Source organism: Methylobacterium sp. FW102-HT35C08 (assembly GCF_058790235.1).
This window is the reverse complement of record NZ_JBYTCL010000002.1, coordinates 4,364,672-4,389,304: the sequence shown is the minus strand read 5'-3', so window position 1 is coordinate 4,389,304 and position 24,633 is coordinate 4,364,672. Positions and strand designations below refer to the sequence as shown.

Below are 24,633 nucleotides of genomic sequence, written 5' to 3'. Positions count from 1 at the left end.
TGCCCGTCCGCTTCCGAGCCGTCGAAGCTTCCGAGCGGACGGCGCGGGCCCGCCCGCTGACGGCCGTGATAAGACAGCGCGGCCCAACATCTGGCGTAGCGAAAGCAGACGCGCTCTCAAGGCCTCGTTTTGATGCGGTCATGCGCCTGGTTGGCCGCATTGATCGCCGCACCGTTGTCGAGGGCCCACGCGCAGAGCGCCTCGAAGGGCTGGCGCAGCGAATGGCCAAGCGGGGTGATCGCATACTCGACGCCGATGGGGGCGGTCGGCAGCACGGTCCGGGTCACCAGACCGTTGCGCTCCAGCCGCTTCAGCGCGTCCGCCAGCGCCTTGTGCGTGATGCCATCAAGCCGCCGCTTGATCGCGTTGAACCGTGCCGGCCGCGGGCACAGCACCGTGAGGATCAGGATCGTCCACTTGTCGGCGATCTTGTCCAACACCGGGCGGACCCGCGCCATGTTGGCGAGCGCGCATGCGGAGGCGGCATCGAGATCGGTATCGTCGGCCATATCTAGGCTAACCTAAGTGCGTTCTTGATAGCAGATATACGATCTGTATCTGGTGGGCCATCGTGGATGAGGGGATGCCCTGATGGCTCGCATGATGGACAAGGTTGCTCTCGTGATCGGCGGGGCGAAGGGCATCGGCCTTGCTGTCGCCGAGCGGCTGGCGATCGAGGGCGCGTCGGTCGTCCTCACCGGGCGGCGCGCCGACGAGGTCGCGGCAGCCGCTGCGCAGATCGGCCGCGGGGCGCGGGGTCTCGTCGCGGACGCGGCCCGACAGGAGGATCTGCACTGGGTCGTGGCGACGGTGCGGGAGACGCATGGCCGGATCGACGCGCTGGTCCTCAACGCGGGTATCTCGGAGCCGGCGACCCTGCGCGACGGGACGCCCGAGCATTTCGACCGGCACTTCGCGGTCAACGTCCGTGGGGCCGTCTTCGGGTTGCAGGCGGCTCTGGGCGCGATGGGGCAGGGTGGAGCCGTGGTGCTGATGGGGTCGATCGCCGACGCCGCAGGCATCACGCCCTACGGGACCTATGCCGCCACGAAGGCGGCGCTCCGGTCCTACGCGCGCACATGGACGGCGGAACTCGCTCCGCAGGGTATCCGCGTGAACGTGGTGGCCCCCGGCCCGACCGACACCGCCATGATGGCGCGGGTGCCGGAGGAGGGGCGGGCCGCGCTGATCGCGCCCATCCCGCTCGGCCGCATGGCGCGTCCGGAGGAGGTGGCGGCCGCCACGCTGTTCCTGCTGAGCGACGAGGCGAGCTTCGTCGCGGGAGCCGAGCTGTGCGTCGATGGCGGGATGCGACAGGTCTAGCGTCACGATGACGGTTTCAGCGGGTCCGCCTCGGCCTCTTTATCATCCCCGAAGCGGCTCGCGCTCCGCCGCCGATCGCGCGCCGTCCGTCAGCATTCCGGAAGATTGACGGCGAGCCCGCCGGTCGAGGTTTCCTTGTACCGGACGCTCATGTCGCGCCCGGTCTGCTTCATCGCCTCGATGCAGTTGTCGAGCGGCATGATGTGGCTGCCGTCCCCGCGCAGCGCCAGGGACGCGGCCGCGACGGCCTTGATGGCGCCGAGGCCGTTGCGCTCGATGCACGGCACCTGGACCAGCCCGCGGATCGGGTCGCAGGTGAGGCCGAGATGGTGCTCGAGCGCGATCTCGGCGGCGTTCTCGACCTGCTCGTTGGTGCCGCCGAGCGCGGCGCAGAAGCCGGCGGCTGCCATCGCGGCGGCCGACCCGACCTCGCCCTGACAGCCGACCTCGGCACCGGAGATCGAGGCGTTGGTCTTGATCAGGCCGCCGATCGCCGCGGCCGTCAGCAGGAAATCGCGAACACCGGCGTGGTTCGCGCCAATGCAATGGTCGCGGTAGTATCGGATGACCGCCGGGACGACGCCGGCCGCCCCGTTCGTCGGTGCTGTGACGACGCGCCCGCCGCCGGCATTCTCTTCGTTGATCGCCATCGCATAGACGGACAGCCAATCGTTCGCGACGTGCGGCTGGACGCTGTTGCTGCCCCGCTCGGAGAGCAGCGCCTGATGGATGCGGCGGGCCCGGCGGCGGACGTTCAGGCCGCCCGGCAGCGTACCCTCGGTGGCGAGACCGCGATCGATGCACGCATCCATGACCGCCCAGATCCGATCGAGGCCGGCATCGAACTCCGCGTCTCCGCGGCCGACCGTCTCGTTGGCCCGCTTCATGGCCGCGATGCTGCGCCGCGACGCCGCGCCCATCACGAGCATCTCGGCGGCGCTCCCGAACGGATAGGGGCGTAGCACCGAGGCATCGACCGCCTTGATGTCGCCGCCGGCCAGTTCCTCCGCGGTCAGGACGAAGCCGCCGCCGATCGAGTAGTAGGTTTCCGTGAAGTACGGCGCGCCCTCGGCGTCGAAGGCGCGGAGGATCATCCCGTTGGCGTGGCCCGGCAACGGCGGCCCGTAGTCGAACACGATCCCGGTCTCGGCATCGAAGCGGATCCGCGGAAGGCCCGCGACGTCGATCCACGCGTTCGCGCGCAGCGCGGCCTCGCGGCGCACGGCCTCGTCCGGATCGAGCGTGTCGGGACGAAACCCGAGCAGGCCGAGAACCACCGCCCGGTCGGTGGCATGCCCCTGTCCGGTGAAGGCGAGACTTCCGCGCAGGACGGCCTCGATCCGCAGCGGCGCAGGCGCGTCGGGTGCGCGGGCCCAGCGCTCGCGGAGCGCGTCGAGGAAGCGCGCGGAGGCGAGCATCGGTCCCATGGTGTGCGAGCTGGACGGTCCGACGCCGATCTTGAAGATGTCGAAGATGCTCAAGAACATCGGGCTCTCCCATCCAGCCATCGCCCGGAGCTGCACGCACTGATCAACGCAGATGTATCCTCGTCGTGGCACCGGCGCTTGGCGAGCCCCGTCTTCCGGGGCTCACGGGCACGCGCGGCATGGATCGGCCGGCCTTACCTCGCGGAAAGCCGAAACCGTGCCACGAGCCGAATATCCGGCGCGGCGTGGTGCGTGTGGCGCGCATCGCCGCCGGATTCCAGCCTGGACGTCCTCTCAGGCTCGAATCGAGCGGCCGCGCTAGCGCTCCGATGTCAGATAATCGAGCGCGCCGCGCGTGAAGATCTCACCCAGCGCCATCAACTCCTCGACCTGCACGTACTCGTCATGCGCCCCCATGTTGTTGGGGGTGAGCCCGCAGATCACGGTCGGGATGCCTGCGCGCCGGCACAGACGCGCGTCGGAGGCGCCGACGCGCATATTCGCGACCGGTTCGACGCCCAGGACCTGCGTCGTGGCGCGCGAGAACGACTGGACCACCGGATCCTGGCGCGGCGTGAAGGTCGGCTCGTACGCGCGCAGCACCTCGAAGCTGACGCCTTGCATCCCGCCCAGGCGATCCGCGATGGCCGCGTGCAGCTCCGCCGTCGACAGGCCGAGAGGCAATCGCAGGTCGGCAGTCGCCTCGGCATGGTCCGCCACGAGGTTCGGGAGGCGCCCGCCCGACATCGTGCCGATGGTCACCGTCAGCTTGAGCAGGACCTCGCTCTCCCCCACGCCGGACAGGGGCTCGGAGCGCGGCGCGGCATTGCGCACGATGGCCTCGACCTCGGGAGGGACCCGGACATTCAGCGCGCGCAGCGCCGTGAGTCCGTTGAGCGCCTCAACCAGCTTCTCGATCGCGCTCTCGCCGCGATGGACATGGGCGGCGTGGCAGGATCGTCCCTTCGCGACGATCCGGATCCACATCAGTCCCTTCTCGCCGATCCGCAGCACCGAGGGCGACCCGACATCGCCGCAGATCACCGCATCCCCGCGTGCCGCCGGGACGGTGTCCAGCAGGTACTGGGTGCCGCGCGTTCCCATCGTCTCCTCATCGCCCGCGAAGGCGATGACGGCCTCGCCGCCCCAGGCGGATGGCTCCGCGGCGAGGTTCCTGAACGCGAACAGGCTCGCCGCCAGCCCGCCCTTCATGTCGGACACGCCGAGGCCGTAGAGGCGGTCGTCCCGCAATTCCCCCCTCGGATCCGCCGTCCAGGCGTCGCGATCGCCGAGGGGAAACGTGTCGAGGTGTCCGTTGAAGACCAGCCGCCGCCCCGGGGATTCGCCGGAGACGGTGGCGACCAGATTGTGGATGTGCGGCTCCGAGGGGTGGAGCGCGACCTGGACGTTCGGCAGGTCGCCGAGCTCGTCCAGGATGCGGGCGGCGATGGCGCGGGTATCGCCCGACGGATTGGGGCTGGGACAGGCCAGCAGGCGCAACGTCTGGTCGACCACCTCGTGGCGCCGTCGACGACCGTCCTGCAGCAGGCGTGCCGCCGCGGCTTCGTCGTAGTGTCGTTCAACACTCATGGTCGTCTCCGGCGGAGCGATCGCGATGGATCGATCGATGGAGACGAGTTCAGCACGGTCGCGTCCGGACGACCAATAAGCTAGCCTGACGGATCAATAAGCATCCCGAATGGGTGACGATGCAGATCAGGCAACTCGAGTGCTTCCGGACCTTGATGCTGGCCGGCACCATGACGAAGACCGCCGAACAGCTCGGGGTCAGCCAGCCCTCCGTCAGCAATACGATCGCGTCATTGGAGCAGAGCCTCGGGTTCGCCCTGTTCGTCCGGCACGCGGGCCGGCTCCACCCAACCCCCGAGGCGACGCTGTTCTTCACCGAGGTCACGCGCTCGCTGGCCGCCATCGAGAGCACCGAGCGTGCGGCGCGCGAGATCCGGCAGGGCAGCTACGGACGCCTGTCGATCGCGGCTTATCCGAGCATCTCGTTGGCTCTGCTGCCGCGCATCGTGTCCCTGTTCATCGAGGGGCGTCCCGACGTCCAGGTCCGCATCGTGTCGCACAGCTCGACGATCGTGAAGGATCTGATCGCATCGCAATCCTTCGATCTCGCCATCGCCGAACTGCCGTCGTCGCACCCGTCCGCCGAGATGGAGCGCTTCTCCTATCGCTGCGAGTTCATCGTGGCGGCAGACCATCCGCTCGCGCAGAAGGACGTCGTCACGCCGGCCGATCTCGACGGCGTGCCGTTCGTGACGCTGTTCAGGGATCACGCCACCCACCATCAGCTCGCATCCGCGTTCTCGGCGCATGGGGCGCGATGGAACGTGGTCGCGGAAGTCGAGTACTTTGCGACCGTGTGCGAGCTGGTTTCGGCCGGGTGCGGCGTCGGGCTGGTCGATCCGCTCGTCAGCATGCCCTTCACCGGCGGCATCGTTCGGCGGACCTTCGAGCCCGCGATCCACTACGAGATCGGGCTGCTCTATCCGGCGGCGATGGCCCGTTCGGTCATCGCGACGGAGTTCATCGCGCTGCTGAAGAGCCATCTCGCCCCATCCGCCCGCCTGGGTCGCGGATGAGGCGCCGTCGGTCGGCGACCGGAAGCCGGGCTCGCGGTCAGTCCGTTCCGATCGTCGAGGCCCGGAATGGATCGGGCGTCAGGGGCAGGCCGCTGAACCGCGTCAGCCGTGCCGCCCTGACGGTCCGATAGCGCAGGTAGCCAAGGCTCAGCAGCGCGAGCACGACCGTGGCGATGACGTAGTAAGCCGGGATGTATTTGCTGCCGGTCTGCTGGATCAGGAGCATGCAGATGAACGGCGCCATGCCCCCGAAGATGGTGAAGTTCAGATTGTGCACCAGGGCGAGCGACGTCGTCCGGATCGAGGTGCCGAACAGTTCGGAGAGGAAGGCCGGCATCGGCGCCTGGAAGACCATCACGAAGACGGCGAGCATCGAGATGCAGGTGAGGTAGACGCCGGGTTCGGGGCGACTGATCATCCAGACGAAGGCCGGGAAGGCGGACAATCCGACCAGAAGGACGCCGCTGGCGATGAACTTGAGCCGCCCGAAGCGATCCGAGAGGGCCCCGATGACCGGCGGCAGGAATGTTTGAATGAACGCGAAGGCGAAGGCGCCTCCGTAGGCAACGGTCGGGCTCAGGTGAAGCTCACGTTGCGCATAGGTCGGGATGTACACGGCCAGGAGATAATTGGTCGAAGCCGCCAGGGAGTACAGGCCGACCGCGTAGGCGATCTTGGCCTTCTGCGATGAAGCCACGGCCTTGAAGGGAAGTGTCGCCGACGGCGCCTGGGCGGCAAATTCGGGCGTCTCGTCGACGCCGCGGCGGATCAGGTATCCGAACGGGATGATCGTCAGGCCGAAGATGAACGGCAACCGCCAACCCCAATCGACGATCTGCTCGCTCGACAAGGAGAGATTCAGGCCGATGCCGGCGGCCGCGGAGAGGGCCGTCGCCAGGCCGATGCCGACGACCTGGAAGCTGGCGAAGAAGCCGCGCCTGCCGGGCGGCGCGTGCTCCGTGACGAAGGTCACCGACGTTCCGAACTCGCCACCCGCCGAGAATCCCTGCATCAGCTTGCCGCAGACGACGATTACGGGACCCAGCAGGCCGACCGCGGCGTAGCTCGGCGCGAAGGCGATCAGGACGGTGCCGAAGCCCATCGTCCAGATCGTCAGCATCATGCCGGCTTTCCGGCCATGCTTGTCCGCATAGGAGCCCAACACCACGGCTCCCAGCGGACGCATGACGTAGGACGCGCCGAACGTGCCGACCGTGATCAACAGTGAGACCACGTCGCTGTCGGCGGGGAAGAAGACCTTCGCGATGACAATCGCCAGGAAGCCGTAGATGAACAGATCATAGAATTCGAGGGCGTTCCCGATCATCGCGGCAGCGATGACACGGGGCGTCCCACCCGGGGACGCCGGTCTAGTGGTCCCAGTCATGGTCTTCCTCCCGAGGATCGAGTTCGAATCCGAGGCGGACCTTTGTGTCGGGCCTTCTCAGCTCGGACGACGCACGGCGAGGATGAGTTGCTATCTACAAGCTGGCCAATAACCGGGCGCCAGCTCTGTCATAAGGTTCGTTTATACGTCCGTTTCAGCTTAAAAAACATGCGAGCGATGCGCGTCTTGGCATCGATACGGCCGTTTCAAGAGCCCTGGGCGGCTCGGTGGCGGACCTGCTGGCCGAGGGCTGCGGCGGGACTTGCGCGCGGACAGGGGCGTGACCGTCAGCCACGACCGGAGCGCCGTCAGGGGCCGTGCTGCGGATCCGCACGTCCCGAGAAGTGAGCGTGCGCGAACGCGCATGCTTCGGCGCGGCTGACCCTGCGGTCGCGGGATCCGCGACAAGCGTCCGCACGGGACGACCGTCCCGTCCACCATCTCGCCGCGTTCAGGGTGTAGGCGATTGCGGATCGTCATCATTCGCCCCCGGCAACGGGTGCGGCACCGGTATCGCTCATGTTCAACACCGCACTGGCCGTCCTCGCCGTCCTGGCGGTCCTGCTCGCCCGGGCCGTCCTGAAGCTGGTTTTCCTGCCGCTTCGCATCCTGCGCGGGCTGGTGCGACGGCGTCCCAGGGCGGCCTGAGCCGCCCACGCCCGCCATCGAGGCTGGCCGCACGGTCCGAAAAGCTTGTCGATGCGGCCCCATCGCAGGCCGTGTGCTTTCGAGGGGAGGCTCGCTTCCCGACATCCGGGTACGACGCTCGGGAACGAAAGAGCCAAGCTTCGAGTTTAGGGAGCCGCCGATTCGGGGGTACCCTTGAGACCATCCATCCTCGCACTGCTCGGGCTCATGCTCGTGGCCTGCCCGCATTCAGCCCTGGCCCAGGGCGTCGGCGACGTGCCCGCCACGTCGGTCGAGGCCGACGAGCCGCGCCCCGGTCCGCCCCCGCCGCTGCCGGAGCTCTCGGATCCGAACGGGCGGGCCGGCGAGGCCCTGAACGAGCCCGGCGAGCGCTCCCGGATCCCGAAGGCGCTACGCTCCTCCGGCTCCAAGGCCGGCGGCCCGGCCAACGATCTGAACCCGGGCGGACGGGACGAGGCGCCGGCACCGCCGAAAGGTGACCTCGGCCGCGTCGTCGCCGGCCAGGAGTTGTTCCACGGGAATTACTGCGGCAAGGGCCAGCGTGGCGAGGGGCTTCCTCCGACGGACGCCCTCGATGCCGCCTGCATGCGCCACGACGCCTGCTACGAAGCGGCCGGGTACCATTCCTGCGCGTGCGACGCGTCGCTCAGGCGCGAGGCGTCCGCCGTGGCAGACGGGACGGGCGCCCCCTTGGAGGTCCGGCGCAGGGCCCTCAGCGTCGTGGAGGCGACCGCCGTCATGGAATGCCGCGCCCCGTAGCCACGCGCCCCTGACGGGATCTGACCGGCGGCCGGCTTGGAGCCGCGACCGTCGGTGTCGCGCCACGCTCCGGGAGCGCGGCGCACCGCGATGACCAGTCCATGTCCCATCCCTGCCCTCATCCTGAGGTGCGGCGGAGCCGCCTCGAAGGAGAGCTCCAGGGATCGCGCGGCCGGCCGGAGGGCTCCTTCGAGGCCTCCGCTACGCGCCGGCACCTCAGATGAGGGCAAGGATCGGAGGATCCAGCCCACCCCACACCACGACCCGTATCCTGCCGTCGCGCGTCTCGACGTGATCGGGAGCGGCTCTACTGCGCCTTCGGCTTGCGCAGGAGATAGACCTGCCAGGTCAGCATCATGCTCGAGGCCATCAGGATGGCGTTGAGCAGGTTGAGGAGCGCCTCGTCGTGCATCGTCTCGATCCTGCGGCGGTCGCGTCGCCGGGAAAGCGAGACCTCTGGCAACAACCGGGCCAAGGCCCGCGCCGGGTCGAGGCGCTGGCCACGGATTCCCGCAGGGCACTCGACAGGAACGATGTTCGCGGCGCCTCGCGCGCTCGGTCTGGTCGGGCCGCGCGGGTGCCTAAGCGGGGACCGGCTCGCGCGCCGTGAGGGCCTTGGCCGAGATCAGACGCGTCAGGGTCGCGAGCAGATCGGTCTGGGTGATGATCCCGAGGACGCGCCGATCGTCGTCCACGACGATCACCGCATGGGTGCGCCCGTCGGTCAGGGAGGACGCCAACGCAACGATCGGCGCGTCCGGCCGCGCCGTCCGCGCCTCAGACATCACCTGCGCGAGGCCGACTTCCCCATGCAGCGTCAGTTCGCGCAGGCCGAGCGTGCCCGCGAGCCGGCCCGCGCCGTCCACCACGGGCAGCGTCCGGACGTTGTGCGCGATCAGCAGTTCCCGTGCGCGCTCCGCGCTTGCGTCCATCCCGATGGTGACCACGTCGCGCGACATCACCTCACGACAGGTGAGGTCGCCTTGGGTCCGCACCAGGGCGTGGTGCTCGACTTGGCGCAGAAGCCGGTCGAGGTCGGAGCGGTCGATATCCAGGGTCTCGTGCAGCTCGACCAGGGCCGCGTCCACATCGTCCGACGTGAAGCCGACCCTGAGCGGCGGCGGCAGATCCGCCGTTCCGTGCGTGTTGATCGCCGCCGGCACCGGGACGTGCGGGTAGTTGCGGCGCGAGATCTTGTGGAACGCGATGCCGAGCGCAACCAGGATGACTGAGTTGAGGCAGACCGGGAACAGGGGGAACAGGAAGCCCGCGGAGGTGACCGCCGGGCCGCCGATCAGCGCCGTCAGGGCGGCAGCGCCGCCGGGCGGGTGAAGGCAGCGGGTGAGCGACATCGCCGCGATGGCCAGCGAGACCCCGACGCCGATGGCCATGACCGGATTGGGGATGAAGTGGGCCGCGAGCACGCCCATGAAGGCGGAGATCGTGTTGCCGCCGATGATCGACCAAGGCTGGGCAAGCGGGCTGGCCGGCACGGCGAACAGGAGCACGGCCGAGGCGCCCATCGGCGCCACGATGAGCGGGATGTGCGGTCCCTGGCCGAAGAACAGGCCGCAGATCAGGCCCGTGAGCGTGATGCCCGCGAGCGCGCCGAGGCAGGCGATGAGGCGCTCACGGAGGGTCGCGCCCGCCAGGATCGGTCGGAACAGCTGAAACCCCGCTGCCTTCCCGGATCGATGTTCCGGACGAACCGTCTCCGACATCCTCACGCATCCCTCGCTCACCCGGCCGCCGGACGTGCACGTTCGACGAGCACATGCACCGATCGCCCGGGCGTGTATCTGGTATACCAGAGACCTGTTTACGGGCCGCGGCTGAAATTGCAATCTGTCGAGGCATTCTGCCTACCGATCGGGCGATTTGGTGTCGAAGCTTGGCTGGCGGCGTGGGTCCGATCATCGGAACCGGTCGCCGAGGACACCGTGAGACATGACGATGCCGGACGGCGGCGATCGACGCCCTGTCCAACGACTGTGTTGTGGAAGGCCCGAGAAAGCCGGGCGGTTATGCAAGCCCGGGTTGCAACCGGGGCGAGACCTTGAGCATTGGAACAGCATAGCCATTCGGCATCCCAAGGTCTCCCATGCTGCTGATCTCGTTCCTCGTGGCGGGCACGTTCGTCCTTGCCACATCGTTCTCGCTCATTGCCGTCCTGACGGACTAGGCGCCAGACCGACGCCGCGCCCGATCCCCAGGCCGGCGCCTCCTGCGAGATCCAACGGCCCGTGTGGGCCAGGATCCTGCACCGAGCTATGGTGTGGAAGCGCACCTGACGGGGAAATCCATCCCACTTATGCGCATCATACGGCCTCGGGCCGGTTGTGCCCTGCGCGGCCGGAGCCTAGAGCGTGTTGTTTTCACACGGAAGCGTAGCCTGAGTTGGTGAGGTAGTTGGCGCATTCGTTGGGCGCGACGAGATCGAGAACGTGCCCGACGCGGCGCCACGTGGCCTCGACGGTCCTGGGTTCGCCGGCTCGGGTGAAATGCTTGAGCTTTGAGAAGAGCTGCTCGATCGGGTTGAGATCGGGGCTGTAGGGCGGCAGGAACAGCAGATGCGCGCCGGCGGCTCGGATGGCAGCCCGGGCGGCTCTGCCTTTGTGGCTTCCAAGATTGTCCAGGATGACGACGTCGCCCGGTTTCAGCTCAGGGACGAGGACGGTCTCGACGTAGCGGCGGAAGATGGCGCCGTTGATCGGCCCGTCGACGACCCAGGGCGCGCTGACCCGGTCATGGCGGAGCGCGGCGATGAAGGTGAGCGTACGCCAGTGGCCGTGTGGGGTCTGCGCGTCCAAGCGCTGGCCGCGCGGTCCCCAGCCGCGCAACGGTGCCAGGTTGGTCTTGACCCAGGTCTCGTCGAGGAAGACCAAGCGGCGCGGATCGACTTTCGCCTGATGCCTTTGCCAGCGTTGGCGCTTACGCGCGACGTCGGCCCGGTCCTGCTCGCTCGCCCGCAGCGTTTTTTTTGAAGCTTAGCTCCTGGGCGCGCACGAACACCCAGACCGCACGCAGGTCCGTCTTCACCCCGCGCTCGGCCAACTCCGCCACCAAGCCCCGCAGGGTGAACGGCCCACCCCGCACCCGCTCGGAAAGCCATGTGCCCGGCTCACCCGACAGCACCGGCTTCTTGTGGCCGCCGATCTGCCCAGGGCTCAGCGTGCCCGTCTCCCGCTTGAGCTTGCGCCACTTCGAGACGCAGGATGGGCTGATCGCCAAAGCCCGAGCGATCATCCGGATCGTCTCGCCGGCCTCAGCGCGGGCCAGAGCCCGCTCGCGTAAATCCTCCGAATAGGGCTGCGTCATCCCACATCGCCCTCCGCTGCAGGGCTGACAGACAACCAGACCACAGCCGGCCCGTGAACCTCGATTCCGTCAAAAAACAACCTGCTCTAGATCGGACGGGTGAGGCCGCGATGGCGTCGCGGTTTCGCAGCCCTTCTCGAGGGCGTTTCCTCCCAAGACTTCGGGCCGCTCCTTCGGGAGTGGCCTTTTTTGTGCCGGCCGCCGCAGAGCTGTGATGACGGCCGCAGCCCCACCGACTATAAGTTTAGCTCCCCCTGCTGATGTGCCCGAGGTGTTCGCGACCCGCACGGTGCTGTTGCGAGGGGACGCGCGATGACAGGGGGGTGCGGACCAGTTCTCCGCACCCTACCCGTGATGCCTTGGCCGGGCGGTCGCGTGAGGGTCGGCGCATGCGGGGGAACTGGACACCGCGAAGCGCCGGCCCACGGCCTTCGATTCACCCTGCCCCGGCCGGCAGCGCGACATTCGATGCGACCGGGGCGCCCTCGCGGTCGAAGACGGTGTAGAGGACGCTGGCAGGGTCGAGCCCGAGCTCGGCGATATGCGCAACCGCCGCGTCCTTGGCTTCGGCCGGCGTACCGAACGGATCGGGCAGCTGGTACATCCGCGCCGCCTGTTCCTCGCCGTCGATCTGCATCGGTGGCGTCGTGATCTCGACCGTGTAGGGCATGGCGTCAGCCCACCTGCGCCTAGTGGAACACGCCGAAGAACCACAGGAGCAGGATGATCGGCAGCGGGATTCCAAGCAGCCAGAGCAATCCACCGCGCAGCATTACCGCCTCCACTTCCGCAACTGTTCTACCCAGGGTTGGGTAGCTCTCGATCGGAACGCACGAGGACGTGAAAGCGATCCTCCCGCTCTGCAGCAAAGCTGGCAATCCTGCTCCGAACCGGAAGAACCGCTTTCGGCCCGCCAAGATCGCAGCGCACGCGCCAGCACGGCGCCTCGGAAGGCTGGACGTGCGCCTCTCCGCTCCTGAGGAGCCCAGGCATCAGAGCCGGCCGCGCCTGCCGGCCCATGAGCGGCATCACGCCGTTCACGCTCCGCCCGAGTTCGTGTACGAGCGTGTGCCGTCGATCGACGACGGCACAGAGCGTGGAGCGCCAGTGACCGAAGACGATGCAGCGCCGGTTTCCACGGGACTGGTCGGTCTCGATCATATCCTGGACGGCGGCTACGCGGCGCGCCGTTCGCATCTCATCGAGGGACGGCCCGGGTCCGGCAAGACCACGCTGGCAATGCAGTTCCTGCTCGAGGGCGCGAAGCGCGGCGAGGGCTGCCTCTACATCACCCTCTCGGAGAGCCGGCGCGAGCTTCTGAACGTCGCGGAGCGTCACGGCTGGTCGCTCGACGGCATCGAGATCTGCGAACTCGTCGCGCCGGAACTCAGCCTGGATCCGAACCTGCAGCAGACCCTCGTCCATACCTCCGACCTCGAACTCGGCGAGACGGTCCGCATGGCCATCGCCGAGATCGAACGTGCCAAGCCCGACCGCGTCGTGTTCGACAGCTTGTCCGAGATCCGGCTGCTCTCGCAAGGCTCGTTGCGCTACCGCCGGCAGGTTCACGCCCTGCGAAGCTTCCTGCTCATCCAGAACATCACGGCGCTTCTTCTGGACGATCTGGCCGCCGAGGAAGACGACCTGAACCTGCACAGCCTGAGTCACGCCGTGATCCGGCTGGAACAGCTCGCGCCCCTGTACGGCGGTGAGCGGCGGCGGCTGCGCGTGATCAAGATGCGCGGCACACCGTTCCGGGGCGGGTACCACGATTACATCATCCGGCGCGGCGGCTTGACCGTGTTCCCGCGGCTCGTGGCCGCCGAGCATCTCGGCACGTTTCTGGACGCCCAGTGCGGCACGGGAAGCGCCGAACTCGACCAGCTTCTCGGGGGCGGTCTCGACCGCGGGACCAGCACGATGCTGATCGGTCCGTCCGGCGTCGGCAAGTCGACGGTGGCGCTCACCAGCGTCACCGCGGCGATCGCCCACGGCGAGAAGGCGCTGATTCTCAGTTTCGACGAGACGACGAGCGTGCTGCGGAGGCGGGCCGCCGGCCTGTCCATGCCGATCGATGACGCGATCGCGTCGGGCGCGCTCCAGGTCGAGCAGATCGATCCGGCGGAGGTTTCGCCGGGCGAGCTCGCCGACATCGTGCAGAACGCGGTCGAGCACCGCGGTGTCACCCTGGTGGTGATCGACTCCCTGACCGGCTATCACAACGCCATGCCGGAGGAGAATTACCTGCTCCTGCAGATGCATGAGCTGCTGACCTACCTGAATCAGCAGGGCGTCATCACGCTCTTGGTCCTGGCACAGCACGGCATGATCGGGGCCATGAGCACGAGCGTCGACCTGACCTATCTCAGCGATACGATCCTGCTCTTCCGCGCGTTCGAGGCCGAGGGGCGTCTGCGCCGTGCGATCTCCGTCGTGAAGAAGCGGACCGGCAGCCACGAGGATACGATCCGCGAGTTGCGGATCGACTCGCAAGGGATCCGCGTTGGCGAGCCGCTGAGCGCGTTCCGAGGTGTCATGACCGGTGTCCCGACCTTCGAAGGTGAGCGGTCGTCGCTTCTCCGCACCCGCGGCGCCTGATGACCGATGCTGACCCGCCGGTCCTCGTCCTCGCACCGACGGGCCGCGACGCGCATGTGGCCGCGACCCTCCTCGGCGAGGAGCGGATCGCGACGCAAACCTGCGGCGACCTCACGGACGTCGTGGCGTGCCTCGATATGGCGGCCTGCGCCATCCTCACCGAGGAGGCACTGTTCTCCTCCAACCGGCAGGCCCTGGCGGACTGGATCGCCGCGCAGCCGCCGTGGTCGGACTTTCCGTTCATCCTGCTGACGCGGCGGGGCGCCGAACCCAAGGTCCACCTGACCGACCTCCTCGGGAACGTCAGTGTTCTGGAGCGCCCGTTCCACCCGGCGACGCTGGTGATGGCGGTGCGCTCGGCCCATCGCGCCAGACGCCGGCAACTCGAGGCGCGCGCCTATCTGGAAGAGCGCGAGCGCTCGGCGGAACGGCAGACGCTCCTGATCCGCGAGCTGCATCATCGTGTGAAGAACACGCTGGCGACGGTCCAGGCTCTGCTGGGCGCGTCGTCCCGATCCGCGACCAGCGTCGAGGCGTTCTACACGTCGTTCTCGGCGCGGGTGATCTCGCTCGCGAAGACGCACAACCTGCTCACCGAGGATTACTGGCAGCAGGCGCCGTTGCGCGACATGCTGATGAACGAACTCGGGCCCTACAACGACAGCGAAGAGTCCCGCATCGTTCTCGACGGCCCCAGGGTCGATCTGGTCGGCGATCTTGCGGTCCCCACCGGGATGGCGATCCACGAACTCACGACGAACGCGGCCAAGCACGGGGCGCTGTCCGTCCCGGAAGGTCGCATCCGGATCAGCTGGACGGTCGAGAAGACCGCGGACCATCAGGTGCTGTGTCTCGACTGGATCGAGCGCGGCGGTCCGCCGACGGAGCCGCCGACCCGCAAGGGCTTCGGGTCGACGCTGCTCCAGCGCGTGCTGAAAGTGCAATGCCAGGCCGAGCTGGCCTTCGATTATCAGCCCGCCGGCCTGCACTTCTCGATGCGCGCGCCGTTGCCGGAGAAGCGCATCGTCCCCGCCTACTGAGGGTGTCGGGGCGGGGCATCGTCCCGCTGCGCAGTGCCTGCGGGCCGGCCACAGCCGCAACCCCGACGAGGCCTGTCCGAGGCGCTGCTGTTTGCCCGCGGTCCAAGAGGTGGTCCAAGAGGTAGTCCAAGACGTGGGACGATCGCGGCCCGTCGGCACGACCGATGCAGCAGGGCCGTGGCCGGCCGCCCCGGCCGCGTTGAACAGGAATCCAGAATGGCGCCGCAAGAAGCATCCAGGTCGCCGGCCCGCGGCGGGCGCGTCGCGATCGCCGGCCTGGGCACCGTCGGGCGGGCCGTGGCGCGGGCCCTCGACGGCGGCGCCATACCGGGCCTGACCCTGACCGCCGTCGCGGTTCGCGATGTCGGGAAGGCGCGTGCCGAACTCGCGGCGTTCGCTCAGCCGCCCGAGATCCTCACCGCGTTCGATGCTCTCGAGCCGCGGGCCGACATCGTGCTGGAATGCGCGCCGTCGCAGTTTCTCCCGTCGATCGTGCGGCCGTTCGTGACGGCCGGCAAGACGGCCGTGGTGCTGAGCTGCGGGGCGCTCCTCGACAACGCGGATCTCGTGGAGGCCGCCCGCGCCCATGGCGGTCAGATCGTCGTCCCGACCGGTGCCTTGCTCGGCCTCGACGCCGTGACGGCCGCCGCGGAGGGCACGATCCACGCGGTGCGCATGATCACCCGCAAGCCGGTGCGCGGCCTCGTCGGTGCGCCCTACCTCGTCGAGCACGGCATCGAGATCGCCGGCATCACCGAGCCGATGCGGGTCTTCGCCGGCAGCCCGCGCGAGGCGGCCCGCGGCTTTCCGGCGAACCTGAACGTCGCGGTCGCGCTCTCGCTCGCCGGCATCGGGCCGGATCGGACCGAGCTGGAGATCTGGGCCGACCCCGGCCTCGACCGCAATACCCACCGCATCGAGGTCGAGGCCGATGCGGCGCGGTTCGCGATGACGATCGAGAACGTGCCGACCGACGAGAACCCCCGCACGGGCCGCATCACCGCACAGTCGGTCATCGCCTACCTGCGCAAGCTCGCCGCCCCGCTCCGGGTCGGGACCTGACGGGCCGGGCCCGGCTGGCACACCCCGTGCTGTCCGTCGCACGCGCCCGGGCCGAGGTCCGCGCGGAGGCCCCGTAATCCCGGAGAGATCCTTGACAGCGGTGAACGGCGAGATCCCGTCCGAGATCGAGCGGGCGACGATGCGGCGGGTCACGGCGCGGCTCATGCCGCTGCTGATGCTGGGCTTCCTCGTCGCCTTCATCGACCGCGTCAACGTCGGCTTCGCGGCCCTGCAGATGAACGCCGATGCCGGCCTGTCGGCCTCGGTCTTCGGCCTGGGTGCGGGCCTCTTCTTCGTCGCCTACTTCCTGTTCGAGGTGCCCTCGAACCTGATGCTCGAGCGGTTCGGGGCCCGCCTCTGGCTCGCCCGGATCATGATCACCTGGGGGCTGATCTCCGCAGCCACCGCGCTCGTCGTCGGGCCGATCTCGTTCTGCGCGGTGCGCTTCCTTCTGGGCGCGGCCGAAGCCGGCTTCTATCCCGGCGTGATCTTCTACCTGACACGCTGGTTCCCGAAGGCCTACCGCGCCCGGGTGATCGCCCTCTTCGCCGTGGCCGTGCCCCTGTCGAACTTCGTCGGCTCGCCGATCTCGGCGGCACTGCTCGGGCTCGACGGCTGGCTGGGCCTGCGCGGTTGGCAGCTGATGTCGATCGTCGAGGCCGCGCCGGCCGTGGTGCTCGGCCTGCTCGCCCTGCGGTTCCTGCCGGAGGGGCCGGACCGGGCGCCCTGGCTCGACGACGCGCAGCGCCGCTGGCTCACCGGGCGCCTGGCGGCCGAGCGCGCGGAGCAGCCGGCGGTCCGGCCCTCCGTCTGGCAGGTGATCCTCGACCGGCGCGTGCTGGCCGCGGGCCTGATCTTCGCCGGCAGCGTCGGCGCGAGCGCCTGCCTGTCGATCTGGCAGCCGCAGATCTTCAAGTCCTACGGTCTGACGACGATGGAGATCGGGCTGCTCAACTCGGTGCCGTTCGGGATCGCGGCCGGGTTGATGGTGCTCTGGGCCCGGCGATCGGACCGCACCGGGGAGCGGGCCTGGCATGTCGCCGGCCCGCAGGCGCTCACCGCGCTCTGCCTCGCCGCGGCGCTGGCCGCCCACGGGTTCGGGCCGACGGTCGCGATCCTGTTCCTGGCGATCCTCGGGACCTACGCGGTCAAGGGCCCGTTCTGGGCGCTGGTCACGGAATGGCTGCCGCCGGGCGCGGCCGCGGCCGGGATCGCGCAGATCAACGCCATCGGCAACCTGGGCGCCTTCGTGGGGACGTACCTGATGGGTGTGATCAAGGATGCGAGCGGGAGCTACGCACTGGGCTTGCTGCCGCTCGCCCTGATCACCGCCGCGGGGGCAGCGCTCGCGCTGGGACTGGGCCGCGCCCGCCCGCCCCTGATCCCGGTCCTGCCGGGCGAGAGGCCTTAGGAAGGCTGCACGCCGCATGAGTCGGCCCGAAGCCGACGCACCCCTCTCACCCGCTCAGGGGGCGTACCGGGTGAAGACGTAATCATGGTTCCTGACGCGCGCTTCGTGGCAGCCAAAGCAGGTTTGATGCTGCGCCTCGTCCACCGGTTTGCCGTCGATGAAACGGCCGAAGCCCCAGCCGCCGGTCGCGGCGTAACGCTTCGCATCCTTGACCATGACCTGCACGGTCGTGGCCCGGCCGGGCACCGTCGCCGACTCGAACTCCGCGGACGGTCTCCGCTCCCAGGCCAGCTTCACCAGGACCGTACCGTCCGGGAACGGCAGCGTACCGGCCCGGTAAGCCGTCACGGCCCGGTCGTTGCCGACGACGGCGCGCAGCTCGTTCAGCGGCGCATCCTCGAGCGCCGGAGCGATCAGGCGCCAGTCGCGGTAGCCGTCGGGAACGGTGACGCCGTAGATCGGCGCGGCGGGCTTGCCGCTCCCGTCCACCGCCCGGGCGACCGCGATCAGGAGGCCTGAGGCGGCGCAGGCCAGGAGAAGGGCGCTGGGCCCGTGGAGGCGACGGTCAGAAGGCATCGACGTCCACCACGGCTTGCGCGAAGGCCTGCGGGGCCTCCTGCGGAAGGTTGTGCCCGATGCCGCCGCTGATCGTGCGATGCGCGTAGGGCCCGGAGAACTGCTTGGCGTAGGCGGCGGGATCGGGGTGCGGTGCCCCGTTCGCGTCCCCCTCCAGGGTGATCGTTGGCACGCCGATTTTCGGCGCCTCCGCCAAGCGGGCTTCCAGGGGATCGTACCGCCGCTCGCCGTCGGCGAGACCAAGGCGCCAGCGGTAATTGTGAATGACGATGCTGACGTGATCCGGATTGTCGAGGGCCGCGGCGCTGCGCGCGAAGGTGGCGTCGTCGAACTGCCAGCGCGGCGAGGCCGTCCGCCAGATCAGCCGGGCGAACTCCGTCCGGTTGGCCTCGTAGCCCGTTCGGCCGCGGCTGGTCGCGAAGTAGAACTGGTACCACCAGGAGAGTTCGGCCTGGGGCGGCAGCGGCTTCTTGCCGGCCTCCTGGTTGCCGATCAGGTACCCGCTGACCGACACCAGGGCCTTGCACCGCTCCGGCCAGAGCGCGGCGACGATGCAGGCGGTGCGGGCGCCCCAGTCGAAACCGGCGAGAACGGCCTGACGGATGGCGAGCGCGTCCATCAGGGCGATGACGTCGACCGCGAGCGCCGCCTGCTGACCGTTGCGCACGGTATCGGCCGCCAGGAAGCGCGTCGTGCCGTAGCCGCGCAGGTAGGGGACGATCACCCGGTATCCCGCCGCGGCGAGCAACGGTACGACCTCCGCGAAGCTGTGGATGTCGTAGGGCCAGCCGTGAAGCAGGAGCGCCACCGGACCGGACGGGTTGCCCGCCTCCAGATAGCCGACGCGCAGGAGGTCGGCGTCGACCGCCTGCAGCGGCCCGAACGCGGCGCCTGCCCCCTGTCCGGTCTGCGCGCGTGCGGGCGGCACGAGGCCGAGTTCGGCGGCCGCGATGGTGGCGGCCGCGCCGCCGAGAAGGCGGCGGCGGCTCCGGTTGATGGTCTCGGACGGCATGGGCGCATCCCGCTGCTGAGGTGTCGATGCGCCGGACATTGCCCCAATCGGCCGCGCGCCGCTTTCAGAACCCGTACAGCGCACCTTCAGAGCCTCTTGATTTTCGGTGCGGGACGGCTCTGCTGCACCGGCATGATCGCTGAGGCGACCGCGTGATCTACCGGTTCTCGTCCTTTACCCTCGACACCGCCCGGCGCGAGCTCAGGGACAGGGACACCCTCGTCGCGCTGGAGCCGCAGGTCTTCGATGTCCTCGCGCACCTCGTCGCCGCCCGCGATCGCGTGGTCAGCCGCGACGACCTCCTGGAGGCCGTCTGGCACGGCCGCATCGTGTCGGACGCGACGATCAGCAGCCGGCTGAACGCCGCGCGCACCGCGATCGGCGACACGGGGCTCGACCAGCGCCTGATTCGCACGCTCCCGCGCAAGGGCGTCCGCTTCGTCGGCGCCGTGGAGGCGGGGGACGACCCCCCGACCAAGCCGGGAGCGGAGACAGGGGCCGATACCGGGCCGTCCTGGCGCGCGGGACCTCGCTTGCCGGCCGTGGCGGTCCTGCCCTTCACCAACATGAGCGGCGACCCGGAGCAGGACTATTTCGCGGACGGGATCTGCGAGGAGATCATCACGGCGCTCTCGCGCATGAGCGGACTGTTCGTCATCGCCCGCAACTCCTCGTTCACCTACAAGGGCCGGGCGATCGACTTGCGCCGGGTCGGCGCGGAACTCGGCGTCGGTTACGTGCTCGAGGGCAGCGTGCGCCGTAGCCACGACCGGCTGCGGATCGCAGGGCAACTCGTCGATGCGGTCTCGGGCGCCCATCTCTGGTCGGACCGGTTCGACGGTGACCTGCACGACGTGTTCGCGCTGCAGGAGCGGGTCGCCGAGGGCGTCGCTGCCGCGATCGAGCCGACCCTTCAGCAGGCCGAGATCGGTCGTGTCGGGCGCACGGCGCCGTCCCGACTCGACGCCTACGAGCGTCTGCTGCGGGCCAACGCGCACCTGTCCGAGTTCACCGGTCCTGGCATGGCCGCAGCCCTGGCCTGCTTGGGCGAGGCTCTGGAGGCCGAACCGGACTACGCCCCCGCGATGGCGGCGACCGCCTATTGCCGCGCGCAGTGCCACTTCCAGGGCTGGGCCGAGCAGGACGACCACGCCCGCAGCGCGGCCGTGGCCCTGGCCTGGCGGGCGGTCGAGCGCGCGCCCGGCGACGCGCAGGTGCTGTGGATGGCCGCCTTCGCGATCTGGAACATGGCCGGGACCGGGCGTGAACGCGCGCGCGACCTCTTCCGGCGCTCGCTGCTCCTCAACCCGAACTCCGCGATGGCGCTGACGCTCGCGGGCTGGATCGAGACGATGTGCGGCAACGGCGCCGAAGGCCGCGCCATGGTGGCCCGCGCGCAGCGGCTCAACCCGCGCGATCCGCGCGGCTGGCTGATGTCCGGCGTGATGGCGGTGGCCGCGTTGATCGACGGAGACGACGCCGCCGCGATCGACTGGGCCGAGCGCGCCCTGGCGCAGAACCGCCGCTTCGCCGTGGCCCTGCGCGTCCTCGCCGTCGCCAATGTCAGGCTCGGGCGGCTGGACCCCGCCCGCGAGGCTGTCGCGGAGATGCTGGCGATCGAGCCGCACTTGACGATCTCGGGCTTTCTCGCACGCATCCCCTTTCCGCTCGAACAGACGGCCAAGCTCTATGCCGAAGCCTTGGCGATCGCGGGCCTCCCGGCCTGATCGCCGAACGGGACCGAGCGAGCGTCCGGGCCGCTTCGCTATTTTCGCGGTTGTCCAGCCGAATGTCCGGTGACTTGGATTGTCGAAATCCACTCTTGCGGACGTGGAATAGGGCGTCGCCAAGCCTGTAGACCTCCGATCAGCTTACGGTGCCGGGGCTGTTGCAGTGGTTCGGACTGCGTCCGATGCGATCCTCGTCGTGTACCCATCGATGACGTGTAGAGAGGCCCTCACGGCGGCCGGAGCGCGTGCGACGGGGGCCCGCACCCCACCGCGGCTTGAAAAAGCTGTCGGCCGCCCGGCTCGAGCCCGATTTCAACTGGCGCGCGCCATATGAATTGCCCAACGCGTTCAGGTTGATGCCGTTGCGGTCCCGCGTAACGTACGAATCGTTGAGGGCCCACGCAAAAAGGGCCGCAGGGAGGACGCGGACATGGATTCCAAGTGGTCGCGGAGATCAATACTGGCGGCCGGCGTCGGAGCCGGCGTGACCACGGCGCTGGCGACCCGGTCGTCGCGCGCGCAATCCTACCCGACGCGCCCGATCCGCTTCGTCGTCGGCTATGCCCCGGGTGGCGCGACCGACGTGCTCGCCCGCCTCATCGCCGAACCGCTCGGACGGCGCCTCGGCCAGCAGGTCCTCGTCGAGAACCGCCCCGGGGCGGGTAACAATATCGGCACCGACGTCGTCGTCCGCGCCGAGCCGGACGGCCACACGATCCTGCTCGCCAATCCGGCCAACGGCATCAACGACAGCCTGTACAAGAATCTGAGCTTCAAGTTTCAGCGCGACATCGCCCCGGTGGCGGGGATCATGCGGTCGCCCAACATCATGGAGGTCAGCCCGAAGCTTCCGATCAAGACCGTGCAGGAGTTCATTGATTACTGTAAGGCCAACCCCGACAAGGTGAACATGGCCTCCAGCGGCATCGGCACGTCGCTGCACATGTCGGGCGAGCTGTTCAAGGCGATGACCGGCGCGCCGATGGTGCATGTGCCCTATCGCGGCGCCGGTCCGGCGATTATCGACATGATCGCGGGCCACGCCGACGTGATCTTCGACAACCTGCCCTCGTCGATCGGCCACGTGCGCGGCGGGACCCTGCGCGCCCTCGCGGTGACGACGGCCGAGCGCTCGCCGGCTTTGCCCGACGTGCCGACGGTGGCCGAGACGGTGCCGGGCTACGAGGCGAGCGCGTGGTTCGGGATCGGCGCACCGCGGAAGACCCCGCCGGAGCTGATCGCGCGCCTCAACAAGGAGGTGAACGACATCCTGGCCGACCCGGCCATGGAGAAGAAGCTCACCGACCTCGGCGGGACGCCCTTGCGGGTCTCGCCCGACGCGTTCGGCACGCTGATCGGCCAGGAGATCGAGAAGTGGCGCAAGGTCGTCGCGTTCTCCGGCGCGACGGTCGACTGACAGGAGTCCTTTCGGCGCTCGCTATCGAGGTCGCCGAGAGCCGCGACCGTCCGTGTGCGACATGCTCGGGCGTGGGAGCGTGTCGTGAGCCGCGGCGACGAGCGTCTTTCCCATCCCCTTCCTCATCCTGAGGTGCCCGCGTCAGCGGGCCTCGAAGGAGGGCTCCAGGGCTCTCGCGGCCGGCTGGAGGGCTCCTTCGAGGCCTCCGCTGCGCTTCGGCACCTCAGGATGAGGTCGAGGGTGGGAAAGCCCGACCTGACGCGACCACCCATGACCTGCCGTCGGCCGTCTCGATGTGGTCGGGAACGGCTCTAACCGCCGGGCGACTTGATCATCGCGGCCGGCGGTGCCTCGTGGTCGAGGTTTCCGACCGAGACGGGCGACGGCCTCCCTGAGCGCATCCGCACGACCGCGGAGACGATCTGCACGAGGATCAGCACGGCGATGAACGCGAGAAGCGTCGCGCTGATCGGTTGCGTGACGAACACCTTGAAGCTGCCGCGGCCGAGCAGCATCGCGCGGCGGAAATTCTCCTCCAGCATCGGGCCGAGGATGAAGCCCAGCATCAGGGGCGCCGGGTCGAGGCTCAGGCGCATCAGGATGTAGCCGAGCAGGCCGAAGGCCGCGGTGATCAGCACGTCGTCGAGGTTGTTGTTGACGCTGTAGGTTCCGACGCAACAGAAGAACAGGATCGACGGGAAGAGGACGCTGTAGGGGATCTTGAAGATCGACAGCCAGAAGCGGACCAGGGGCACGTTGAGGATCAGGAGGAAGCAGTTCCCGATCCACATGCTGGCGACGAGGCCCCAGAACAGGTCCGGATGCTTGGCGATCATGTTGGGGCCGGGCTGGATGCCCTTGATGATGAAGGCGGCCATCATCAACGCCATGACGGCGTTCTCGGGGATGCCGATGCTCATGAGCGGGATGAAGCTCGTCCGCGCGGCGGCCTCGTCGGCGGCGGCCTGCCCGGCCACGCCCTCGATCGACCCGGTGCCGATCTCGTGCCGGTACTTGCTGACCTTCTTGTCGATCGCGTAGGCGGCGAACTGCGCGATGGTGGGCCCGCCCCCCGGCAGGATCCCGAGGAGCGAACCCACCGCGCTGCCGCGCAGGGCGCTCGGGATGATGCGCTTGAATTCCGGCCAGCTCGGCATCAGGCGGATCTTGCCGTTGAACGGCGTCCGCTCCTCGCGGGCGTCCAGGTTCCGGCAGATCTCGGCGATGCCGAAGCAGCCGAGCGCGACGCTCACGACGCTGACGCCGTCGGCGAGCGGCGTCAGGCCGAGGGTGAAGCGCAGCGTGCCGGATTCGAGGTCGGTCCCGATCTGGCCGAGCAGCACGCCGAGCAGGCACATGGCGAGGCCGTTCAGCAGGTTCCCGGTCGTCACGAGGCTGACGCAGACGAACCCGAGCAGCATGAGCGCGAAGTAGTCGGCCGGCCCGAACAGGAAGGCGACCTGCCCGAGAAGCGGTGCGAGGAAGGCCAGGACGACGATGGCGACCGTGCCGCCGATGAAGCTCGACACGCCCGCGGTGAACAGCGCGAGGCCCGTGCGCCCCTTCAGCGTCATCTGGTAGCCGTCGATGCAGGCCACGATGCTCGACGCGTGCGGGATCTTCATCGTGATCGCGCTCACGCTGTCGCCGTACTGGGCGCCGTAATAGATCCCCGCCAGCATGATCAGCGCGCCGTCGACCGGGATGGAATAGGTCAGGGGCAGCAGCAGGCTGATCGTCGCGAGCGGGCCCAGCCCGGGCAGCAGCCCGATCAGGGTGCCGATGACGCAGCCGATCGCGCAGTACAGCAGGTTGCTCCAGGTGAGCGCGTGCTCGAACCCGAAGGCGAGATTCGTGATCACATCCATCAGATCACCTGCAGGTTGAGGCCGAGCAGCTTCTGGAAGGCGAGCGCGACGGCGATGAGCGCGACCGAGATGGCCAGCACCCGCTTCCACGAGAACGACGTGGCCGCCAGCGAGGACACCAGGACGAGGAGCACGATGCCGAGGACGATGCTGGCGACCTTGGCGGCCGCCACGAAAGCCACGAGGCCGAGCAGGATGATGCCGATGTTCCGCCACGCGAAGTGGATGGGCTTCGCCGGCTCGAACCGGGCCTTGACCAGGGTGATGAGACCGAGGAGCAGCAGCAGCGAACTGACCAGCAGCGGGAACAGGCCGGCGCCGGCATGGGCGAAGCTGCCGATCGGGTAGCGCAGCGCCGTCACCCCGAAGCAGAGGGCGATGGCGCTGAGGACCACGCCGCGGACGGTATTCTGGTTGGCCATGTCAGTGCTCCGGACGGGGCGGCTTTGCT

Annotated in this window: 21 protein-coding genes; 10 read left to right on the top strand and 11 right to left on the bottom strand. The window is 68.9% G+C overall.

What is annotated here, in order from left to right; translation table 11 throughout:
* Positions 1-116 precede the first annotated feature (116 nt).
* Complete coding sequence (locus AC3WSN_RS20855; protein WP_492540485.1) at positions 117-509, bottom strand: winged helix-turn-helix transcriptional regulator; 393 nt, start codon at positions 507-509, stop codon at positions 117-119.
* An 82-nt stretch (positions 510-591) separates the two neighbouring features.
* Between AC3WSN_RS20855 and AC3WSN_RS20850 the strand changes: the two genes are divergently transcribed.
* Positions 592-1,323 carry an SDR family NAD(P)-dependent oxidoreductase gene (locus AC3WSN_RS20850; RefSeq protein WP_492540483.1) on the top strand — a complete coding sequence of 244 codons (732 nt, stop codon included), beginning with the start codon at positions 592-594 and terminating at the stop codon, positions 1,321-1,323.
* Positions 1,324-1,412: 89 nt separating this feature from the next.
* Here AC3WSN_RS20850 and AC3WSN_RS20845 read toward each other — a convergent pair whose 3' ends face one another.
* Together AC3WSN_RS20845 and AC3WSN_RS20840 are read right to left on the bottom strand one after the other, a co-directional pair.
* Positions 1,413-2,810 (bottom strand): L-serine ammonia-lyase, encoded by a 1,398-nt coding sequence (locus AC3WSN_RS20845; RefSeq protein WP_492540481.1) that lies wholly within the window; start codon positions 2,808-2,810, stop codon positions 1,413-1,415.
* A 258-nt stretch (positions 2,811-3,068) separates the two neighbouring features.
* Positions 3,069-4,340: a M20/M25/M40 family metallo-hydrolase gene (locus AC3WSN_RS20840; RefSeq protein ID WP_492540479.1), complete on the bottom strand. Its 1,272-nt coding sequence runs from the start codon at positions 4,338-4,340 to the stop codon at positions 3,069-3,071.
* Between the two features lie 119 nt (positions 4,341-4,459).
* Between AC3WSN_RS20840 and AC3WSN_RS20835 the strand changes: the two genes are divergently transcribed.
* Positions 4,460-5,356, top strand: a complete 897-nt coding sequence (locus AC3WSN_RS20835) for a LysR substrate-binding domain-containing protein (RefSeq protein ID WP_492540478.1) — start codon at positions 4,460-4,462, stop codon at positions 5,354-5,356.
* Between the two features lie 37 nt (positions 5,357-5,393).
* Here the strand turns inward: AC3WSN_RS20835 and AC3WSN_RS20830 are convergent, their stop codons facing one another.
* On the bottom strand, positions 5,394-6,683 hold the full coding sequence (locus AC3WSN_RS20830) for an MFS transporter (RefSeq protein WP_492540476.1): 1,290 nt from the start codon (positions 6,681-6,683) through the stop codon (positions 5,394-5,396).
* Positions 6,684-7,262: 579 nt separating this feature from the next.
* Between AC3WSN_RS20830 and AC3WSN_RS20825 the strand changes: the two genes are divergently transcribed.
* Positions 7,263-7,391: a hypothetical protein gene (locus AC3WSN_RS20825; RefSeq protein ID WP_283214866.1), complete on the top strand. Its 129-nt coding sequence runs from the start codon at positions 7,263-7,265 to the stop codon at positions 7,389-7,391.
* Between the two features lie 174 nt (positions 7,392-7,565).
* Positions 7,566-8,150, top strand: coding sequence for a phospholipase A2 family protein (locus tag AC3WSN_RS20820; RefSeq protein WP_373622096.1), 585 nt, complete (start codon positions 7,566-7,568; stop codon positions 8,148-8,150).
* Positions 8,151-8,731: 581 nt separating this feature from the next.
* Here the strand turns inward: AC3WSN_RS20820 and AC3WSN_RS20815 are convergent.
* The 3 genes from AC3WSN_RS20815 to AC3WSN_RS20805 form a co-directional block, all read right to left on the bottom strand.
* The gene (locus tag AC3WSN_RS20815; protein ID WP_492540473.1) at positions 8,732-9,871 is read right to left on the bottom strand and encodes an HPP family protein; all 1,140 of its coding nucleotides are present in this window, start codon (positions 9,869-9,871) and stop codon (positions 8,732-8,734) included.
* 654 nt (positions 9,872-10,525) lie between these two features.
* A protein-coding gene (locus AC3WSN_RS20810; protein WP_447715880.1) for an IS630 family transposase occupies positions 10,526-11,468 on the bottom strand; the annotation gives its coding sequence in 2 pieces (ribosomal slippage) (positions 10,526-11,131 and positions 11,133-11,468; 942 coding nt in all).
* A gap of 436 nt (positions 11,469-11,904) precedes the next feature.
* Positions 11,905-12,138 (bottom strand): hypothetical protein, encoded by a 234-nt coding sequence (locus tag AC3WSN_RS20805; protein WP_492540471.1) that lies wholly within the window; start codon positions 12,136-12,138, stop codon positions 11,905-11,907.
* Positions 12,139-12,575: 437 nt separating this feature from the next.
* On the opposite strand from AC3WSN_RS20805, the gene AC3WSN_RS20800 reads away from it, so the two are divergent.
* The 4 genes from AC3WSN_RS20800 (at position 12,576) to AC3WSN_RS20785 (ending at position 17,579) form a co-directional block, all read left to right on the top strand.
* The gene (locus AC3WSN_RS20800; RefSeq protein WP_492540469.1) at positions 12,576-14,066 is read left to right on the top strand and encodes an ATPase domain-containing protein; all 1,491 of its coding nucleotides are present in this window, start codon (positions 12,576-12,578) and stop codon (positions 14,064-14,066) included.
* Positions 14,066-15,106, top strand: a complete 1,041-nt coding sequence (locus AC3WSN_RS20795) for a sensor histidine kinase (protein ID WP_492540467.1) — start codon at positions 14,066-14,068, stop codon at positions 15,104-15,106. Before AC3WSN_RS20800 ends, AC3WSN_RS20795 begins: the two co-directional genes overlap by 1 nt.
* Positions 15,107-15,322: 216 nt before the next feature.
* Positions 15,323-16,168, top strand: a complete 846-nt coding sequence (locus tag AC3WSN_RS20790; RefSeq protein WP_492540465.1) for an aspartate dehydrogenase — start codon at positions 15,323-15,325, stop codon at positions 16,166-16,168.
* A 139-nt stretch (positions 16,169-16,307) separates the two neighbouring features.
* Positions 16,308-17,579 (top strand): MFS transporter, encoded by a 1,272-nt coding sequence (locus tag AC3WSN_RS20785; RefSeq protein ID WP_209578437.1) that lies wholly within the window; start codon positions 16,308-16,310, stop codon positions 17,577-17,579.
* Positions 17,580-17,633: 54 nt separating this feature from the next.
* Here the strand turns inward: AC3WSN_RS20785 and AC3WSN_RS20780 are convergent, their stop codons facing one another.
* Positions 17,634-18,155, bottom strand: coding sequence for a cytochrome P460 family protein (locus AC3WSN_RS20780; protein ID WP_492540463.1), 522 nt, complete (start codon positions 18,153-18,155; stop codon positions 17,634-17,636).
* Positions 18,145-19,167, bottom strand: coding sequence for an alpha/beta fold hydrolase (locus tag AC3WSN_RS20775; RefSeq protein ID WP_492540461.1), 1,023 nt, complete (start codon positions 19,165-19,167; stop codon positions 18,145-18,147). Before AC3WSN_RS20775 ends, AC3WSN_RS20780 begins: the two co-directional genes overlap by 11 nt.
* A gap of 152 nt (positions 19,168-19,319) precedes the next feature.
* Between AC3WSN_RS20775 and AC3WSN_RS20770 the strand changes: the two genes are divergently transcribed.
* Complete coding sequence (locus AC3WSN_RS20770; RefSeq protein WP_492540459.1) at positions 19,320-20,894, top strand: winged helix-turn-helix domain-containing tetratricopeptide repeat protein; 1,575 nt, start codon at positions 19,320-19,322, stop codon at positions 20,892-20,894.
* A 433-nt stretch (positions 20,895-21,327) separates the two neighbouring features.
* Complete coding sequence (locus AC3WSN_RS20765) at positions 21,328-22,314, top strand: Bug family tripartite tricarboxylate transporter substrate binding protein (protein WP_492540457.1); 987 nt, start codon at positions 21,328-21,330, stop codon at positions 22,312-22,314.
* Positions 22,315-22,625: 311 nt separating this feature from the next.
* Here AC3WSN_RS20765 and AC3WSN_RS20760 read toward each other — a convergent pair whose 3' ends face one another.
* Positions 22,626-24,182, bottom strand: coding sequence for a tripartite tricarboxylate transporter permease (locus AC3WSN_RS20760; protein ID WP_492540455.1), 1,557 nt, complete (start codon positions 24,180-24,182; stop codon positions 22,626-22,628).
* Positions 24,182-24,604 carry a tripartite tricarboxylate transporter TctB family protein gene (locus AC3WSN_RS20755; RefSeq protein ID WP_492540453.1) on the bottom strand — a complete coding sequence of 141 codons (423 nt, stop codon included), beginning with the start codon at positions 24,602-24,604 and terminating at the stop codon, positions 24,182-24,184. The genes AC3WSN_RS20760 and AC3WSN_RS20755 overlap by 1 nt, the downstream gene beginning before the upstream one ends.
* Between the last annotated feature and the right edge of the window lie 29 nt (positions 24,605-24,633).

What these genes read in the sequence shown, in the direction of transcription:
- AC3WSN_RS20785 (WP_209578437.1), top strand. Translation starts at nt 16,308, where the DNA reads ATGCGGCGGGTCACGGCGCGGCTCATGCCGCTGCTGATGCTGGGCTTC.
- AC3WSN_RS20775 (WP_492540461.1), bottom strand. Translation starts at nt 19,167, where the DNA reads ATGCCGTCCGAGACCATCAACCGGAGCCGCCGCCGCCTTCTCGGCGGC.
- AC3WSN_RS20790 (WP_492540465.1), top strand. Translation starts at nt 15,323, where the DNA reads ATGGCGCCGCAAGAAGCATCCAGGTCGCCGGCCCGCGGCGGGCGCGTC.
- AC3WSN_RS20850 (WP_492540483.1), top strand. Translation starts at nt 592, where the DNA reads ATGGCTCGCATGATGGACAAGGTTGCTCTCGTGATCGGCGGGGCGAAG.
- AC3WSN_RS20795 (WP_492540467.1), top strand. Translation starts at nt 14,066, where the DNA reads ATGACCGATGCTGACCCGCCGGTCCTCGTCCTCGCACCGACGGGCCGC.
- AC3WSN_RS20780 (WP_492540463.1), bottom strand. Translation starts at nt 18,155, where the DNA reads ATGCCTTCTGACCGTCGCCTCCACGGGCCCAGCGCCCTTCTCCTGGCC.
- AC3WSN_RS20830 (WP_492540476.1), bottom strand. Translation starts at nt 6,683, where the DNA reads ATGATCGGGAACGCCCTCGAATTCTATGATCTGTTCATCTACGGCTTC.
- AC3WSN_RS20755 (WP_492540453.1), bottom strand. Translation starts at nt 24,604, where the DNA reads ATGGCCAACCAGAATACCGTCCGCGGCGTGGTCCTCAGCGCCATCGCC.
- AC3WSN_RS20805 (WP_492540471.1), bottom strand. Translation starts at nt 12,138, where the DNA reads ATGCCCTACACGGTCGAGATCACGACGCCACCGATGCAGATCGACGGC.
- AC3WSN_RS20760 (WP_492540455.1), bottom strand. Translation starts at nt 24,182, where the DNA reads ATGGATGTGATCACGAATCTCGCCTTCGGGTTCGAGCACGCGCTCACC.
- AC3WSN_RS20765 (WP_492540457.1), top strand. Translation starts at nt 21,328, where the DNA reads ATGGATTCCAAGTGGTCGCGGAGATCAATACTGGCGGCCGGCGTCGGA.
- AC3WSN_RS20835 (WP_492540478.1), top strand. Translation starts at nt 4,460, where the DNA reads ATGCAGATCAGGCAACTCGAGTGCTTCCGGACCTTGATGCTGGCCGGC.
- AC3WSN_RS20855 (WP_492540485.1), bottom strand. Translation starts at nt 509, where the DNA reads ATGGCCGACGATACCGATCTCGATGCCGCCTCCGCATGCGCGCTCGCC.
- AC3WSN_RS20825 (WP_283214866.1), top strand. Translation starts at nt 7,263, where the DNA reads ATGTTCAACACCGCACTGGCCGTCCTCGCCGTCCTGGCGGTCCTGCTC.
- AC3WSN_RS20815 (WP_492540473.1), bottom strand. Translation starts at nt 9,871, where the DNA reads ATGTCGGAGACGGTTCGTCCGGAACATCGATCCGGGAAGGCAGCGGGG.
- AC3WSN_RS20840 (WP_492540479.1), bottom strand. Translation starts at nt 4,340, where the DNA reads ATGAGTGTTGAACGACACTACGACGAAGCCGCGGCGGCACGCCTGCTG.
- AC3WSN_RS20845 (WP_492540481.1), bottom strand. Translation starts at nt 2,810, where the DNA reads ATGTTCTTGAGCATCTTCGACATCTTCAAGATCGGCGTCGGACCGTCC.